At 56.9% G+C, this 17226-nt stretch carries 16 protein-coding genes and 1 tRNA gene; 6 read left to right on the top strand and 11 right to left on the bottom strand.

The window, feature by feature from the left end; genetic code table 11:
* Positions 1–87 precede the first annotated feature (87 nt).
* Together CVE23_RS08055 and CVE23_RS08050 are read left to right on the top strand one after the other, a co-directional pair.
* On the top strand, positions 88–3201 hold the full coding sequence (locus tag CVE23_RS08055) for a beta-galactosidase (protein WP_100849263.1): 3114 nt from the start codon (positions 88–90) through the stop codon (positions 3199–3201).
* A gap of 199 nt (positions 3202–3400) precedes the next feature.
* Positions 3401–3476, top strand: a tRNA-Asn gene (locus CVE23_RS08050).
* 134 nt (positions 3477–3610) lie between these two features.
* On the opposite strand, the gene CVE23_RS08045 is transcribed toward CVE23_RS08050, so the two are convergent.
* From CVE23_RS08045 to nac, 6 genes are all read right to left on the bottom strand, one after another.
* The gene (locus CVE23_RS08045; RefSeq protein ID WP_038660262.1) at positions 3611–4345 is read right to left on the bottom strand and encodes an amino acid ABC transporter ATP-binding protein; all 735 of its coding nucleotides are present in this window, start codon (positions 4343–4345) and stop codon (positions 3611–3613) included.
* Positions 4342–5112 (bottom strand): amino acid ABC transporter permease, encoded by a 771-nt coding sequence (locus CVE23_RS08040; RefSeq protein WP_100849262.1) that lies wholly within the window; start codon positions 5110–5112, stop codon positions 4342–4344. The genes CVE23_RS08045 and CVE23_RS08040 overlap by 4 nt, the downstream gene beginning before the upstream one ends.
* A gap of 5 nt (positions 5113–5117) precedes the next feature.
* Positions 5118–5813, bottom strand: coding sequence for an amino acid ABC transporter permease (locus CVE23_RS08035; protein WP_100849261.1), 696 nt, complete (start codon positions 5811–5813; stop codon positions 5118–5120).
* A 22-nt stretch (positions 5814–5835) separates the two neighbouring features.
* On the bottom strand, positions 5836–6588 hold the full coding sequence (locus CVE23_RS08030) for an SDR family oxidoreductase (RefSeq protein ID WP_100849260.1): 753 nt from the start codon (positions 6586–6588) through the stop codon (positions 5836–5838).
* 122 nt (positions 6589–6710) lie between these two features.
* Positions 6711–7142: an acetyl-CoA carboxylase biotin carboxyl carrier protein gene (locus CVE23_RS08025; protein ID WP_100849259.1), complete on the bottom strand. Its 432-nt coding sequence runs from the start codon at positions 7140–7142 to the stop codon at positions 6711–6713.
* A gap of 108 nt (positions 7143–7250) precedes the next feature.
* Complete coding sequence (nac, locus tag CVE23_RS08020; protein ID WP_038660277.1) at positions 7251–8174, bottom strand: nitrogen assimilation transcriptional regulator NAC; 924 nt, start codon at positions 8172–8174, stop codon at positions 7251–7253.
* Positions 8175–8518: 344 nt separating this feature from the next.
* On the opposite strand from nac, the gene CVE23_RS08015 reads away from it, so the two are divergent.
* The 3 genes from CVE23_RS08015 (at position 8519) to CVE23_RS08005 (ending at position 11578) form a co-directional block, all read left to right on the top strand.
* Positions 8519–9721: a pyridoxal phosphate-dependent aminotransferase gene (locus tag CVE23_RS08015; RefSeq protein WP_100849258.1), complete on the top strand. Its 1203-nt coding sequence runs from the start codon at positions 8519–8521 to the stop codon at positions 9719–9721.
* A gap of 239 nt (positions 9722–9960) precedes the next feature.
* Positions 9961–10299, top strand: coding sequence for a helix-turn-helix domain-containing protein (locus CVE23_RS08010; RefSeq protein ID WP_100849257.1), 339 nt, complete (start codon positions 9961–9963; stop codon positions 10297–10299).
* A complete protein-coding gene (locus CVE23_RS08005) occupies positions 10289–11578 on the top strand; it encodes a type II toxin-antitoxin system HipA family toxin (protein WP_100850432.1) in 1290 nt (429 codons plus the stop codon). Before CVE23_RS08010 ends, CVE23_RS08005 begins: the two co-directional genes overlap by 11 nt.
* Positions 11579–11646: 68 nt before the next feature.
* On the opposite strand, the gene CVE23_RS08000 is transcribed toward CVE23_RS08005, so the two are convergent.
* Genes CVE23_RS08000 through CVE23_RS07985 form a run of 4 tightly spaced genes read right to left on the bottom strand, consistent with a single transcriptional unit; the run spans position 11647 to position 14932 of the window.
* Positions 11647–12417, bottom strand: coding sequence for a 5-oxoprolinase subunit PxpA (locus tag CVE23_RS08000; RefSeq protein WP_100850431.1), 771 nt, complete (start codon positions 12415–12417; stop codon positions 11647–11649).
* Between the two features lie 17 nt (positions 12418–12434).
* The gene (locus CVE23_RS07995; RefSeq protein ID WP_100849256.1) at positions 12435–13406 is read right to left on the bottom strand and encodes a 5-oxoprolinase subunit C family protein; all 972 of its coding nucleotides are present in this window, start codon (positions 13404–13406) and stop codon (positions 12435–12437) included.
* A complete protein-coding gene (pxpB, locus tag CVE23_RS07990) occupies positions 13403–14092 on the bottom strand; it encodes a 5-oxoprolinase subunit PxpB (RefSeq protein WP_038918472.1) in 690 nt (229 codons plus the stop codon). The genes CVE23_RS07995 and pxpB overlap by 4 nt, the downstream gene beginning before the upstream one ends.
* A gap of 3 nt (positions 14093–14095) precedes the next feature.
* A complete protein-coding gene (locus CVE23_RS07985; protein ID WP_100849255.1) occupies positions 14096–14932 on the bottom strand; it encodes a transporter substrate-binding domain-containing protein in 837 nt (278 codons plus the stop codon).
* 287 nt (positions 14933–15219) lie between these two features.
* Here CVE23_RS07985 and CVE23_RS07980 point away from each other — a divergent pair, with 287 nt between their 5' ends.
* A complete protein-coding gene (locus tag CVE23_RS07980) occupies positions 15220–16140 on the top strand; it encodes a DMT family transporter (protein ID WP_038918470.1) in 921 nt (306 codons plus the stop codon).
* Positions 16141–16298: 158 nt separating this feature from the next.
* Here CVE23_RS07980 and CVE23_RS07975 read toward each other — a convergent pair whose 3' ends face one another.
* The gene (locus CVE23_RS07975) at positions 16299–17210 is read right to left on the bottom strand and encodes a LysR family transcriptional regulator (RefSeq protein WP_100849254.1); all 912 of its coding nucleotides are present in this window, start codon (positions 17208–17210) and stop codon (positions 16299–16301) included.
* Positions 17211–17226: the final 16 nt, after the last annotated feature.

Here is a 17226-nt window from a genome sequence, read left to right as displayed (position 1 = left end):
AATTGTGAGCGGATAACAATTTTTGTTCATCCGCCAGTCGGGCGATTTCAGCCACTCACTTTCAGCCAACAAAGGAAAGCCTGCTTTATGTCCACTGCTTCCGCTTACGTTCCTCTATCCGGCATCTCGCTGGCGGATATTCTGGCCAGACGCGACTGGGAAAACCCGGCTTGTCCTCACGCTCGCCGGCTGGACGCCCATCCGCCGTTTTCCAGCTGGCGCAGTCTCGACGCTGCGCGTGACGACCAGCCTTCCGAGCGGCGTCAGTGGCTGAATGGCGCATGGACCTTCAGCTATTTCCCACGCCCGGAAGCGGTGCCGGAACAGTGGCTGATGCAGGATCTGACCGACGCTGACGCTATCGCCGTGCCATCTAACTGGCAGTTGGCAGGTTACGACGCGCCGATTTACACCAACATCAAATACCCGATACCGGTCAATCCGCCGTTCGTACCGCAAGACAACCCCACCGGTTGTTACTCGCTCACATTCTCAGTTAACGCCGACTGGCTGGCGCAGGGCCAGACCCGCATCGTGTTCGACGGCGTGAATTCCGCCTTTCACCTGTGGTGCAACGGCAAATGGGTCGGCTATTCCCAGGACAGCCGGCTACCGGCGGAGTTCGACCTGACGCCCTGCCTGCAGCCGGGAGAAAACCGGCTGGCGGTGATGGTGCTACGCTGGTCTGACGGCACCTATCTGGAAGATCAGGACATGTGGCGCATGAGCGGCATTTACCGCGACGTCTACCTGCTGCATAAACCGGCGGTGCATCTGCGCGATGTGCAGATCACCACCCCGCTGCGCCACAGCTACACGCAGGGCGCGCTGTGCGTTACCGCGCAGGCTAATCTGTCGGAAGAACAGGCGCAGGCGTGGCAACTGCATGTGCAGCTGTGGCGCGGCGGGCAACTGGTGGGTGAAAGCCGCGCGCCGTTCGGCACGCCGGCGATCGATGAACGCGGCGCCTACCATGACCGCGTAAGCCTGCAACTGGAGGTGGAGCGGCCCGCGCTGTGGAGCGCGGAAGAACCCAATCTGTATCGGGCGGTGGTGGCGCTGGAGCACGCCGACGGCACGCTGGCGGAAGCGGAAGCTTATGACATCGGCTTTCGCGAGGTCGCCATCCGTAACGGCCTGCTGCTGCTCAATGGTCAGCCGCTGCTGATTCGCGGCGTCAACCGCCATGAACACCACCCGCAACGCGGTCAGGCCATTGATGAGGCGACCATGCGGCAGGATATTCTGTTAATGAAGCAGCACAACTTCAACGCGGTGCGCTGCTCTCACTATCCCAATCATCCGCTGTGGTATCGGCTATGCGACCGTTATGGCCTGTACGTGGTGGACGAAGCCAACATCGAGACTCACGGCATGCAGCCAATGAGCCGCCTGTCCGACGACCCGCGCTGGCTGCCGGCTTACGCCGAGCGCGTCACCCGCATGGTACAGCGCGATCGCAATCATCCCTGCATCATCATCTGGTCGCTGGGCAACGAGTCTGGCTACGGCCCTACCCACAGCGCACTCTACCAATGGGTGAAACAGCAAGACCCGAGTCGGCCGGTGCAATACGAAGGCGGCGGCGCCAACACGCCCGCCACCGATATTCTGTGCCCGATGTACGCCCGGGTGGATCAGGACCAGCCGTTCCCGGCGGTGCCGAAGTGGTCGATCAAAAAATGGATCGGTCTGCCGGGAGAAAACCGGCCGCTGATTCTGTGTGAATACGCGCACGCCATGGGCAACAGCTTTGGCGGATTCGACCGTTACTGGCAGGCATTCCGTCAGTATCCGCGGCTGCAAGGCGGCTTCGTCTGGGACTGGGTGGATCAGGCGCTGGTGCGTGAGCAGGATGGTAAAACACACTGGGCTTACGGCGGCGATTTCGGCGATAAACCCAACGACCGTCAGTTCTGCCTCAACGGTCTGGTGTTCCCCGACCGCACGCCGCATCCGGCGCTGTACGAAGCCCAGCGCGCCCAGCAATTTTTCCAGTTCACCCGCCATGAGGACAACCCGCTGACGCTGACCGTCACCAGCGAATACTTGTTCCGTCATAGCGATAACGAGGAGCTGCGCTGGCGCATCATGCAGGATGACGTCCAACTGGCGTCAGGCGTGGCGCCGCTCACTATCGCACCGCAGGGCTGCCAGACCTTCACTCTGCTCGAACAGTTGCCTGCGCCGCAACACCACGCCGATATGTGGCTGACGGTGGAGGTGGTTCAGCCGAACGCGACTGACTGGTCGCCCGCCGGGCACCGCTGCGCCTGGGATCAATGGCCGCTGCCGATGCCGCTGGCGTACCCGGCGTCACGCCAGGCCGACGGCGCATGTCCAACCCTGACTCGGGATGATGACTGCTTCGATATCAGCCACGGCCAGCAACGCTGGAGCTTCGACAAACGTAGCGGTCTGCTGACGCAGTGGTGGCGCGACGGGCAGCCGCAGTTGCTCAGCCCGTTACAGGACAATCTGACGCGCGCGCCGCTGGATAACGACATCGGCATCAGCGAAGTGGACCGCATCGACCCGAACGCCTGGGTGGAGCGCTGGAAGCTGGCCGGGCTGTATCAATACCAGACCGACTGCCGACAGATCCGCGCCGACACGCTCAGCGACAGCGTGCTGATCACCACCGAACACGTCGGCCATTACCAGCAAAAGGTGTTGTTCATCAGTCGCAAACAGTGGCGTATTGACGCACAAGGCGTGTTGACGGTGAATGTCGACGTGGACGTTGCCCGTCACCTGCCGCCGCTGGCGCGCATCGGCCTCTGTGGTCAACTGGCGGCGGTCAACCCACAGGTAAGCTGGCTGGGGCTGGGTCCGCACGAAAATTATCCCGACCGCCGCCTCGCCGCGCTGCACGGCCGCTGGCAGCAACCGCTGGAAGCGATGCACACGCCGTACATTTTCCCATCGGAAAACGGCCTGCGCTGCCACACCCGGGAACTGCGCTACGGCAACTGGCTTATTGAAGGCGACTTCCACTTCGGTATCGGCCGCTACAGCCTGCGACAGTTGATGGATTGCACCCATCAGCATCTGTTGCAACCGGAGCCGGGCACCTGGCTCAATCTGGACGGATTTCACATGGGCATCGGCGGCGACGACTCCTGGAGCCCAAGCGTCGCGTCGGATTTCCTGCTGACCGCGCCCCGCTACCGTTACCAGTTGCAACTGCGGCTGCAATAATCCCGCCGGGCCGGCAGCCTCACGCTACTGTCGGCCCGCTGTTTTAGCACGGCGACACAACGTAAAACGCCGTTCAATCAAGACGATCGTGTGAAAAAGTCGGCATATTGCGCATTCCCTCGCCAAACGCGTCAAAAATGTGGTTTACACCTTTGACATGCACAGCAGACCCCGTTATCATGCGCCCCGTTCAAGCGATTCCTCTGTAGTTCAGTCGGTAGAACGGCGGACTGTTAATCCGTATGTCACTGGTTCGAGTCCAGTCAGAGGAGCCAAATTTAAGAAGCCTGCTTAGGGAACTAAGCAGGCTTCTTGCTTTTATCACGCCATCTCATCAATGGCGTTTTTATCCGATAGGCTCACCGTCAGGATTTACCCGCTGGAAGCGGACTGGGAGATTATATTGCCATCAGTTCAGTAAATCGCTCAGGAAACGCCTTGCGCGAGGGTGCTGCGGTGCGCTAAAGAATTGTTCCGGCTTGGCCTTTTCCAGAATTTCGCCCTGATCCATAAACCAGATGGTATCCGCCACATCGCGGGCAAAATGCATCTCATGCGTAACGCACATCATGGTCATGCCTTCCTGCGCCAGCGAACGCATCACGCTTAAGACCTCCCCTACCATTTCCGGATCCAGCGCCGATGTGGGTTCATCAAACAGCATCACCGGCGGCTTCATCGCCAACGCTCGGGCAATAGCGACTCGCTGCTGTTGCCCGCCGGAAAGCTGCGCCGGATAGGCGTTGGCTTTGTGCGACAATCCGACGCGCTCCAGCAATTCTCCGGCATGTTTGCGCGCTTCGGAACGTCTGGTACCCAGCACTTTCACTGGCGACATCATGATGTTGTCCATCACCGACACATGCGGGAATAGATTGAAGTTCTGGAAAACAAACCCAATACGCGTACGCAGCTGATTCAATCGCGTGCTGCTGCCGTGAATATCTACGCCATCAAACAGAATCTGCCCTTGCTCAATAGGCTCAAGACGGTTGACCGTGCGAATCAGCGTGGACTTACCTGAGCCGGACGGCCCGCACACCACCACCACTTCACCCACTTTGACTTCGGCGCTAAGATCGGTCAGCGCATGGTAGTCGCCGTACCACTTGTTGACCTGATTAAACAAAATCATCGGGATCATGATGTTTCCTTATTAAGATTGCGGTTGGCGAAGAAAAGGGAATTGTTCTGCGCTTCTCCCTGCGGTGGTTGTTCGTTGAGTCGTTTGTTAGCAATATAGTTTTCGAGCTTATTCGCCAGCCACGTCAGACTAAAACAGATGATGTAATAGCTTAGGGCGACAATAGCGAACACCTGAAACGGCTTGGTCAACAACTGATTACTAACCTGATTTGCCGCATAGGTCAGTTCCGGCACGTTAATGACATAGCCAAGCGTACTGTCTTTGATAATCGACACCAGTTGGCTCACCAGACTGGGCAGAGAATTGAACAAAGCCTGCGGTAAAACCACCAGCCGCAGGGTTTTCAGGTAACTCATCCCCAGCGCCCGCGAAGCTTCGTACTGGCCGTGGGGCAGCGCCTGAATACCGCCGCGGACAATCTCGGCGATATATGCGCTTTCGTAGATAACCAGCGTGCAGAGCATGGTGGAAAAGCCGCTGATATTCTGCCCAATCAGCAGCGGTACGCAGAAGTAAGTCCAGAACACCACCATCATTAGCGGAATACCACGCAGCGTGTAGACCCAACAGGCGGCGGCCCAGCGTAACCCGCGCCACGGCGACAGGCGAGCCAGCCCCACCAGCACGCCAAGCGGAAAGGAGAGCGCCACCGCCAACAGCGAGATTAACAGCGTGCAAAGCACGCCGCCCAGCGGCCCGTTCGGGTATTGTCCCATCAGGAACAGCATGCTGTGGTCGTGCAAAATAGTTAAAACGTCAAACATAGCGATTACCTCGCATACACGCGTTGAAAATGACGCCCCAACAGCGCGCCCAGTCCCATCAACAACAGTGAAAATGCCAGATATCCCAGCGTTCCAATCACATAGGCTTCGAAGGTACGGAAGGTCTGATTTTCAATGTCGCGCGTGACGTAGGTCAGTTCGGTCACGCCGATGACCATCGCCAGGCTGGTGTTTTTAAACAGCAAAACGGTATGGTTAATCAGCGCAGGCAGCGCGTTGCGGATCCCCTGCGGCAAAATAACCGCCCCCATCGCCCGCATATAGCTCATTCCTAATGCCCGCGCGGCCTCATTCTGCCCGTCAGGTATGGCGCGCAGGCCGCTGCGGATATCTTCGGAGAAGTAGACCGCCTGGCATAACCCCAATGCGAACATCGAGAAAAGAAACTCGGCATTGAACGCGTTGATCCAGCTCTGCACCGATTCCGGCAGCAGCGTCGGAATGGCGAAATACCACATCATCAATTGGATCAGCGTGGGCACATTACGGTGATAGGAGATGTAAGCCGCCACCAGCCGCGTAGCGAAGCGGTTTTCCGTCAGACGGACAACCAGCAGCAGCAGCGCGATAAACATGGCCAGCAGCCAGGCGCCCAGCGCCAGTTCCAGCGTAATAGTCGCGCCCTGCACGATCATCCCGCCATAATGGCCTGTTAACACAGCACTAAAATCGAGCGCCATAATGAGCCTCCTGTAAACCCGCTCAGACTACGCTTTCGCCGGGACGCATCGTAGAAAGCCCGCCGGGAACCTGCAGCGTCGGCGTGATTTCTATATTGCCGATATTCACCGCCACCGGTGCGCTAACGGCAAAGGCCACGCAATCTGCAATGTCTTTTGCCTGAGGCAGCTCAAAGCCATCGATAAAACGCCTGCGGGCGTCCTCATGATCGCCGGACACGTTGCCAAAAATATCGGTCGCCACACGCCCCGGACAAATCTCCGTGATACGAACGCGTTTGCCGTAGCAGTCAACGCGCAGTTGTCGCGACAAGGCATGCACGCCCGCCTTGGTCGCGTGATACACCGAGTTGCCGTTAAAGTTATAAATAGCGGCGATGGAGGTGATATTGATGACGTGGCCGCAGTCGCGCGCCACCATGCCCGGAACCAGCAGGCGACACAGATGCAATACCGCGCGCAGGTTAACGTTCAACTGGGTTTCAATCACATCTTCACTGGCATTCAGAATGGAGCCGGGGTGCGAAACCCCGGCGTTATTCACCAGAATATCAACCTGCAAATCGCTGCACAGGCGGGTCAGCGCATCGAGGTCGGCCACGTCCAGCGCATGAGGAATGCAGCCGGTGCGATCGGCCAGCGCAATCAGTTGTTCCCGCCGGCGGGCAACCGCATGCACGGTGATGCCTTCCTGGCATAAACGTTCAACAATCGCTTCACCCATACCGGCGGACGCGCCAGTCACCAGTGCGACTTTGTAATCTGAAAATGGCATGTTGCCTCTCCTGTCATGACTGCGGTCATCAATGCCGCATCGTATTTATTGCGTATTTTTGACTCTATTCAGTTATGTCCCGGCGGTATAAGACATAAATGGTTTGAGGCGATAAGGGGGACTTATAATCCTGATGCCAGAGGGGCATGGTTTTGAATTTTCGCGATTTCCTGACCAAATCCCACGACGTCACCATCGTTGACGACGAAGGAAATCAGCCGCCCTGACACCGGGCTTCGCACGGGTAAATAGAGGGCGCCTACCTTCACTATCGCCAGCAAATCGTGTGGGTTAACCGCTACGCCCGGCGCAGCGAAATTGCCGTCAAGAAGCGGATGGCGCAGCAGCACCCGCCCTGGAGCAGGGGCGCATAACGGCGTTAACGGCGGCATTAGGCAAGAAGGTTTCTCTGTCGCTGGAGGCGGCGCAATGCGGGGAGAAGCGGTGAGATGAACTGACCACGTTCTGCCCTTTAGCGAAACATGCGAAATTGACGTGGCGCGCAGACTGTGCGCCAGCTGCTGTAACACCTTAAGTGTGAGCGTTTTTTCCATATCCGGACCCGGTTACTGGCTAGTGTTTTCGGTGAATGTCTTCACTCTATCCCGTGTACGCTGCCGGCCAGTAAGAGGGTTTCGCTTTACGGTAATAAGGGAGACTTATTAACTCACCAGCGTTAAGGGACGGTTGTCCGGCGTGCGGTTCGACACCAGTGAAAGCAGAATGGATTTCACCGCTTCCGCCGGTTCCGAGAGCGGCAAATGATCCGAGATGCAAAACGAGAGCGAGGCATGTACATCCGGTTCGATAATTTTCGCCATCCACGCATCGGATGCTTTCAGCATCGCGCGCGCAGCGGACTCCGGCATGATCGTGCAGCCCAGCCCCGCCGCCAGCGCCGCATTGAGCGTAGTTTGCGACTCGATTTCACAGGCGACCCGGTAATCCAGCCCTTCTTTAACAAAGGCGTCATCCACACATTTACGCATGATGTTGTAAATGCGCGGCACGAACAGGTCGTAGCGCGCCACATCGGCAAGCGCAATCTCTTTTACCGGCTTATCAAGGCTATTCGGGCAGACAAAATACAGGTGCTCCTTCATTAAAGGAATAAAGCGCAGCCCGTGGATCGCACGGTTATCGTAGATCACCGCCATATCCATCCTCCCGTTCATGATCAGCTCGCTTAAGGTAGTGCCGAAGTTTTCGTTGAAGTAGAGCACAATGCCAGGATGCTGGCGCTGCACCTCTTTCATCAGCGGAATAGCCAGCTGCTGCGCCGCCGTGCCGGGAGCAAGGCCCACGGAAACGTTGCCGCACAGCTCCATTCCCGAACGGTCGATAGCGCTCTGCGCCTGCGCGCACTGGCGCAAAATCGCCTGGGCATGGGTATAAAGAATGTTGCCCGCGGTGGTTGGCGTTACCCCGCGTTTGGTACGGATCAGCAGTTGCTGATTCACCTCCCCTTCCAGCGTCGCAAGCTGCTGGCTGAGCGCGGGCTGAGCGATATGCAGAATATCCGCCGCCTGGGTTAAGCTGCCCACATCGACAATTTTGATGAAATATTTCAGGCGACGTAGATTCATGGCATTTCTCCAGTGATGGCTTTCTCATCAATTAAGCAATGGATGTGCCAGTTCTAATGATTGCGGAACCACACAGGCTACTTATGGTTTGATTAGCGCATAATCTGTGCAACTGCCGCCCAGGCCGCATTCCACCGTGAGCACCCCGCACCGCTGCGGTGCAAACGGGCATGGCATTGCATCGTTGCAGTGTCTTACGGTGGTCTCCGTCATTGCTTTGTATTATGTCCCCACAACAAAGCGGTATTATCCGCCCGCCAGGCCGGTTCCCTATCCTCAGACATGCATCACCCTCCACCGTGCGCAAGCGCGGTTCCCGCTGAACCAACTGGAACACCTGTGATATGCCAGAAATTGCCGATCGACTTAAAAACATAGTCATTTCAGCGTCCGTTGCGATGACGCAAAAGGCGCGGGATCTCGCCGCGCAGGGTATTGATGTGGTTGGGCTTTCCACCGGAGAGCCGGACTTTCCCACCCCCATGCATGCGATTGAAGCGGCTCATGCCGCCGCCCTCGCCGGAGACACGCGCTACCCTCCCACCGACGGAACACCGGCGCTGCGGGCGGCTATCCAGCGCAAATTCAAACGCGACAACGGCCTGGATTACGACGTTAGTCAAATAATCACCGCCGGCGGCGCCCGACAGATAATCTTCAACGCCATGATGGCCACGCTTAACCCCGGCGATGAGGTGGTGATCCCCACGCCGTCGTGGATTAGCTATGCGGACATCGTAAAATTCGCCGGCGCCACGCCGATCCCCGTGCCCTGCCATGAAGAAAACGGTTTTAAGCCGCTGCCTGCGGATATCGCCGCGGCGATAACAGCCAAAACCAAATGGCTGTTGCTGAACTATCCCAGCAATCCCACCGGCTCCGTCGCCAGCCGCGAAGAATTGCAGGGCATCGCCGATGTGATGCTCGATAACCCGCACGTCTGGATCCTGACCGACGATATTTATGAGCACCTGATTTATGACGACTGCGTTTTCCTGACGCTGGCGCAGGTGGAACCGCGTCTGTACGACCGCGTGCTGACGGTAAATGGCGTGTCGAAAGCATATTCCATGACCGGCTGGCGTCTGGGCTTTTGCGGCGGTCCCGCGCCGCTTATCAAAGCGATGAGCAATGTGAACACCCAGAACTCAGGCGGCATTACGACGCTGGCGCAGGCGGCGGCCATCGCCGTGCTGGATGGCCCGCAGGATTTACTCAAAGAGCGCGCCGCCATTTACCGCGAGCGCCGCGATTTTGTGCTGGCGAAACTGGCCGCCATTCCGGGGCTGACGTGCCATAAGCCGCAGGGGGCGTTTTATCTGTTTGTGAATATCGCGGCGTTTATCGGAAAAACCAGCGCGGCCGGGCGACTGATTGCCAGCGATGCCGATTTTGTGATGGCATTAATTGAAGAGCAGCATGTGGTGACCGTTCAGGGCGCGGCCTACGGTATCAGTCCCTATATTCGCCTCTCTTACGCCACCAGCATGGAGCGCCTGCAGACCGGTTGCGAGCGCCTCGCCGCGTTTTGCGAAGGATGCCGGTAAGCTTCACATTCCCTCCCCGGCGGCGCTGGCGCTGACCGGGGCTACACGAACGCTCCCTCCCACCCGACATTAAAATAAACCGCCGGTTGTTCCACAGGCGGCTTTGTTCCATTAACCGGTCACATACAGGAAAAATATTCTATTAATGGAATAAGGTCATTATCATCACTTTGCCACCATGCTCTATAAATGGGTTATAATTATGCAATATGACCTATTAATGAAACACGAGGTAAGTTATGGCAAAGCCGGCCACTCGAACATATTCTCGCTATAGCAGTGATGCGGCTCGATTACTTGGACTGATGATTCGCACTGCGCGCATTGAGCGCAAACTCACCGTCGAGGAACTCGCCGAGCGGGCAGGGGTATCCCGGGGGCTTGTCTATCGTGCCGAAGAAGGCGATATGGGGTGTACAATCGGCGCAGTATTTGAGCTTGCCACTATCATCGGAGTTCCGCTTTTTACGCCCGAGCACGTGGCAATGACAATGCATATAGCGAACGCAGAGAAAACCCTGTCACTTATGCCACGTGCAGTACATCGCTCCCGAAAAGAGATAAATGATGATTTCTGATAATAATGCCAGGCAGGCCTACGTATGGATCTGGTTGCCAGGCGCGACTCAACCTGTTGTTGCTGGCGTATTAAACCGCGACGGCAATCGGTTTATCTTCAATTACGGGCGTAGCTATCTGGAGCGTGAAGACGCAATATCTATCTATGGGCCAGAACTCCCTCTGGTTCGTGGCGCCATTTTACCGGGTCCGGACCTACAGCAAGCCAGCGCTCTACGCGATGCAGCGCCTGATGCATGGGGCCGACGTGTCATTCTCAACAGGCTGGTTGGTACCCAGAGCAAGGATGCCGATCCCGATAAACTGGACGAACTGACATACTTACTCGAATCTGGCTCTGACAGAATAGGCGGGCTCGATTTTCAATTATCAGCGACACAATATGTCCCACGAGCGGCCCAGAGCGCATCTCTTGAAGAGCTGATGCAAGCGGCGGCCATGGTTGAAAATGGTATCCCTCTCACGCCGGAACTGGACCTTGCGCTTTTTCATGGCAGTTCGCTTGGCGGAGCGCGACCAAAAGCAATGATCGAATCTGACGACCGTAAGTTCATCGCTAAATTCTCTTCTTCAACGGATACTTATAATGTAGTGAAGGCGGAATACATTGCCATGAAATTGGCGGTCAGAGCCGGTTTAAACGTCGCTTCTGTACGCTTTCGTCATACTGCAGGTAAGGATGTCATATTGGTCGAGCGATTTGATCGCATGAAGAAAGATATGGGATGGGAGCGTCGTCTGATGGTGTCGGCCCTGACTATTTTTGGTCTGGATGAAATGATGGCGAGATATGCAAGCTACGAGGATTTAACAGACATTATCCGCCAGCGCTTCGACGCGCCGAAGGAAACATTGCGCGAGCTATTCAATCGTCTGATTTTCAATATCATCTGTGGCAATACCGACGATCATGCCAGAAATCATGCAGCGTTCTGGAATGGCAAGACACTGAGTCTAACTCCTGCCTATGACATTTGCCCTCAGAGCCGTTCAGGTAATGAGGCGACGCAAGCGATGCTCATCGCAGGTGAAAACCGCATGAGTAATCTCTCTGTCTGTCTGAGAGCCGCACCCAAATTCCTGCTGAACGAACAGGAAGCCATCAGGATCATTATCCAGTGCATTGACGCTGTGCGCACAAACTGGACAGAGGTGTGTGACGAAGTTGCATTAAGCGAAGTAGACCGGCGCTTGTTCTGGGGGCGAATGTTCCTCAACCCGTTCATATTTGAAGGCACTCCTTCTGTCATCATGCAATTACGTAATCTGTCGGGTTGATCTTGCGGTTGAAACGGTATTGGCATGTCGGGTAAGCGCCGCGCCTTCCCGACAAACCACCGACAGGGCTACTGCTGCAACACCTCCGCAGCCGGCGCCACCGCCGCCCCGCAGGCCTCAATCTCACTGCGCACAATCTTCGCAAGCGTCAGCGAACCCGGCGTATCGCTATGAATCAGAATGGACCTGGCGCGCACGGCAAGCCGGTGCCCCTCAATGCTGGTGACCGTGCCTTCCTGCAGGAACTGACGCACCCGACCGCGCACCGCCCCTTCTTCTTTAATGACCGCGCCGGGCTTGCCGCGCGGCACCAGACGCCCTGCCGCGTCGCAGGCGCGGTCGGCCAGAAACAGCGTCAGGCTCCGCAGGCCCACGCTTTGGGCTGCACGCTCAATAATGGTATCCGCCTGACAAAAGATAATCAGAGCCGGGTCAAGGTGAGAAATCGCCTGCATCACCTGCCGCGCCAGCGCCTCATCCCGATTAATCATATTGCCCATCGCCGCGTGAAAACTGACATGCGACACGCTCACGCCTTCGGTTCTGGCAATCGCCTGCAGCGCGCCGATCTGATAAATCACCTGCTGGCAAATCTCATCGGGGCTAAAGGCAATTTCTTTACGCCCGAACCCTAACCGGTCCGGCAAGCCAGGATGCGCGCCAATGCCCACGCCCCGGCGTTTTGCCAGCCGTACCATTTGCGTCATGATGGCCGGATCCCCCGCATGAAAACCGCAGGCGATATTCGCCGATGAAACCACTTGCATCAGGGCTTCGTCATCACACAGTTGATAGACACCAAACCCTTCTCCCATATCGGAGTTCACATCTATTTTCATCATCTGTCGTTATCCGTTCACGCGGTCAAAGAACGCGAAAAATCACGCAGCTGCGCCAGCCAGCGTTCAATCGCCCGCCGCGCAACGATGGCCTGCTTCGCATCGCTTTGAATTAATTGAATCGACTGTCCGGCCTGTAGCTGTCCGAGCCGCCATAAATCTTCCTCAATCACGCAGGCGATTTTGGGGTATCCGCCTGCCGTATTGGCGTCGCTTAACTGAATGATCGGTTCCCCGGCGGGGGGAACCTGCACAATACCGGGGATCAGCCCGTACGAGCGCATCTCAATGGTGCGCGAAGGGTAAATCGGTTCTCCGGAAAGCCGGTAGCCGGTACGGTTGCTTTGTCTGGAAATTTGCCAGGATTGCTGCCAGAAACGCGCATGATCGGCTGCGAACAGCGCATATTCGCCGGACGGAATCGCCCGCACCGCTACCACGCCATTGTTCGCCGCCGGGAACGCGTCGCGCAGCGCCAGTTCAGGCGGCTCGATGCCCAACCCGCCCTGCGGCAAGGTCGCCCGGCAAGCGCCTGACGGCAAGGTGTCGCCAGCCTGCAGCGGACGCCCGTCAACGCCGCCGAACCCGCCACGCAGCGCCGTGCTGCGCGAACCTAACACCTCGGGAACCGCGATTCCGCCCGCCACGCAGAGGTAGCCGCGCGAGCCGGAACGCGGATAGCGCATCTCCAGCACCTGTCCTTTGGCAACCCGGCAGCCCCACCAGGGCGGCAGGTCAACATCATCAAGCCGCGCACGGCAATCCGCCCCCGTTAGCGCAATCGCCGTATCTTGTTGAAAACGGACGCGAAAGGGAAACATCTGCACCTCAACGGCGGCGGCGTTATCGTCATTACCCAGCAGCGCATTGCCCGCCCGCAGCGCCAGCGGATCCATCACACCGCTCACCGACACCCCAAGGTGGCGAAAGCCAAAGCGACCCAAATCCTGCACCGTGTTCAGCGCACCCGTGCGCTCAATTTCAATCACAGCTCTATCCTTTCGGGTAAAAAACGGATGTTGTCGCCGGGCGCCATCAATGCGGGACTGGCCGCGTACGGGTCAAAGACTTCCAGCTCCGCATAGCCAATGGCGTTCCAGCCGTTGGGGCCGGTCAGCACCGATACGCCCGTCTGCGCCCCGCCAATGGTGACCGTGCCTTTTAGCATATTGAGCGACGGTACTTTTTTACGCGGCGTGGCGAGCAGCGGATCAAGGCCATGCAGATAACCGAAACCGGGGGCGCTACCCAGCGCGACAACGGTGTACTGCCCCTGATAATGGCGGCGAATCACCTCGTTTTCGCCAAAACCGGTATGACGACAGACCGCTTCCAGATCGCTTGCCAGCGCGCCGCCGTAGTGAACCGGAATTTCAATCAACCGCCCCTGCGGGTGCACTTCCTGTGCCTGTCGCCAGTATTCACGCAGCCGCTGCGGGAAGGCATCCGCCTCTTCCGGAGTCCGTTTGAGCAATACCAGTAAATTGGTGACGCCGGGAATCAGCGTTTCGACGTCGTCACAGTGAGAGAGCATTTGCGCCAGTGACCAGATGCGCCGTTGGGCGGCCAGGCTAAATGCGCCTGGCGCTTCCACCAGCCAGGCCCGGCTACCCATGGTCGAGAGGGTGACATCCGCCCCCAGAGAAACCGACGCGTGTTGCTCTAACCAGGCCATAACTTATTCCAGCGGTTCAAATTTCAGGTTCGACAGAGGCTGCACGCGCTCTTCGCGCACCATTTTGTATTCGGTGTTCGGCCCAATCCAGGTGTCCCAGATTTTGTCGATGGCGCCATTGTCATCCATGGTTTTCAGGCCGGTGTTGACGGCGGTAAGCAGCGCAGGTTCGTCGCGTTTCATACCCACGCCAATGGGTTCCAGCGCCATCGGTTCTTTGATCATCGCCAGTTCAATACCGTCTTTTTTCGCCTGTGAGATCATTTTGATGCCGGTCATCGTGTTGGTAACAAAGCCCACCGCCTTGTTTTGCTCAAGCGCGAGAAACGCGGAAGCCGCGTCCTGGAAGGTGACCGCTTTACCGCCTTTAATGTTGATCGACTGCTCAGAGGTAGTTCCTTTGGTCGCGCTGATGCGTTTGCCTTTGAAATACTCAAGGGTTTTATCTGCGTTCTCTTTTTTCACCAGCAGCATCTCTTTTGCCACGTAGTATGGGTCGCTGAACTGGATTTGGTTACCGCGTGTTTTCGTGTAGGCCAGGTTGGCGATCAGCACATCGGCGCGTCCGGTGGCAATCACCGCGATGCGGGCTTCTACCGATGTCGGCACCAGCGTCAGCTTCAGCCCCATTTGCTTCGCCAGCGCATTGCAGAGGTCAACATCCATTCCCACCAACTGACGTGTATTCGCATCCGGTGATGAAAAAGGCGGGACATCCGAATAAACCGCACATCTCAAATCCCCCCGGGCAGTCATGTCTGAAAGCAGGTCCGCCTTCGCCCCGACGCTGGCGAATACAAGTGGCAACGCCAGCGCGGCAGATAATTTTTTCACGGTCATGATGTTTCCCCCAAAGTATTAATTCGTTGAATACACGACTTTTATTACCAGACCCACCCAGTATGGCAGCCCGTATTCTCTGAAATATACGGGCTTTGCTTTCGACGGCATAAGAGGGAAACCGTGTTGCGAGATACACAATTTATATGACCAATATCACGCCGCATCGACAGCATCGGGTAATAAGAAAAGGTTATTCAGGCAGAGGGAAATTATCTTATCGACGCACGTTGCGGGCGTTCTAAGGTTAGGGCTCATCCACACCTGCATGTAGTAAAGGTAAGACCATGAATGCCAAACTTGGGATGTTGCTGAAAATAATGTCGGCGCTGTGCGCGACATTAATGCTGGCCTGCGTCAAAGGGCTAAACGGCGCCATACCCACCGGAGAAGTCATCTTTTTCCGCTCGTTCGTTGCGCTCTTTCCTCTGTTGCTGTGGCTGAAAATACAAGGCAGCGTCATCAACAGCATCAAAACCCACAATATCTTCGGCCATTTTATTCGCGGTTTCTCCGGTACCGGCGGCATGTATTTCAACTATCTGGCGCTGGTTTATATCTCGCTGGCCGACGCCACGGCCATCAGTTACGCCGCACCGTTATTTACCGTGCTTATGGCCGCGATGCTGCTGAAAGAGAAGGTGCGCTTTTATCGCTGGCTGGCGGTCCTGGTCGGCTTTAGCGGCATTGTGATTATGCTGTCGTCAAACCTCACGCTCGGTCACGCGTTACGGGCATCCGGCTTCACCCTTGACGACGCAGCGCTGGGGGCGGTATTTGCCCTGCTGGCCGCCGTCTGCTCCGCGACATCCAATGTGCAAATCCGCTTCTTGAATGGCGTCGAAACGCCGGGAGCGATCGTTTTTTATTTTTCGCTGATGACCACGTTGATTGGCCTCTCGACGGCCCTTTTGGGCTGGGCGCGCCCTACCGGCTGGCAGTGGGCGTTGCTGATGGGCTGCGGTTTGTTTGGCGGACTGGCGCAAATTCTGGTCACGCTTAGTCTGCGTTATGCCGATGCCTCGCTACTCGCGCCGTTTGATTACACGACGCTGGTATGGTCTATGGTGATTGGTTATTTGTTTCTCGACAGCTTGCCCGGACACGCCACGCTTCTCGGCGCGTCTATCGTCGTCATGGCTGGGGTCTTCACCATCTGGTGCGATCAGCGCCAGCGCAAAGGGCAGATAATCCGCTCGTTATCATGATCCATCGTCACGCAATACGCTTCATCCTCCGGTCCGGGTAAGCATCGCTCTACCTGGGCAAAATGATGGGCATTTAACTGGCTTCAGGGTACTCCAGTGTCTGTATCCCGGTAATCCACACGACAGACTATTCAGGCATAGCCGCTGAAGAACAGCAATCAATCCAATTGGCCGTCTTCCGCTGCCTTAACCAGCGCATCAACCACGTGGCGTATTTTGGGCAGTAGCTGACGGCTTTTGGGCCATAGTGCGCTGATCGGCATTTCGCCGCCGGAATGACCAGCAAGAACCGCTTTCAACTCGCCGCGCTCCAGGTAATTACCGACCAGCCAAAGCGGCAACTGAGACAAACCACATCCGGCGAGCGTAGCGGCCAGCATCGCGTCACCGTCGGCAAATTCATGCGTAGGCGTTGGCGTATAGCGCGTTATTTGCCCGTTATTTTCCTTCAGAAGCCAGGAGATCGGCTGATTTCGGCGAAATCCCACCACACAATGGTGTTGACTCAGTTCATCCGCCGAGGTGGGTTCACCGTGATTAAGCAGATAATCCGGCGAAGCACAGATGACCAGTTTCTGGGTTGTTAGCCGTCTCGCCACCAGACCACTGCTGTCGGCGAGCTCGCCAATACGGATAAGCAGGTCAATACCTTCTTCGATCGGGTCCACAAATCGCTCACTGAAGGTGACGGTCAGCGCCAGCTCAGGGTAGCTGCGGGTGATTTTAAGTAGCAGCGGAAGAATGCGCTGTCTGCCGAATGCGGCGGGTAAATCCACCCTGAGCCTGCCCGCAGGTCGGCAAATGTGAGACGTCAGCTCAGCTTCTGCCTGCTCAAGGGTATCTATTGCGCTCTGGCAACTGATCAGAAAGCGTTCGCCATCCGGCGTAAGGCTGAGACGGCGCGTGGATCGCTGGAACAGCTTCAGCCCAAGCCGATCCTCAAGGCGACTAACGCTCTTTCCCACCGCCGATTTGGTCAGGCCCAGCCGCTCAGCCGCTGCGGTAAAGCTCCCCTGCTGCGCAGTGGTAACAAAAGCAGTAATGCCGCCCAGATGATCGGTTGTACGCATACTCAATTTTCCGTTA

It is taken from the genome of Dickeya fangzhongdai (assembly GCF_002812485.1).
GTDB lineage: Bacteria > Pseudomonadota > Gammaproteobacteria > Enterobacterales > Enterobacteriaceae > Dickeya > Dickeya fangzhongdai.
This window is presented reverse-complemented; position numbering and strand designations above follow the sequence as displayed.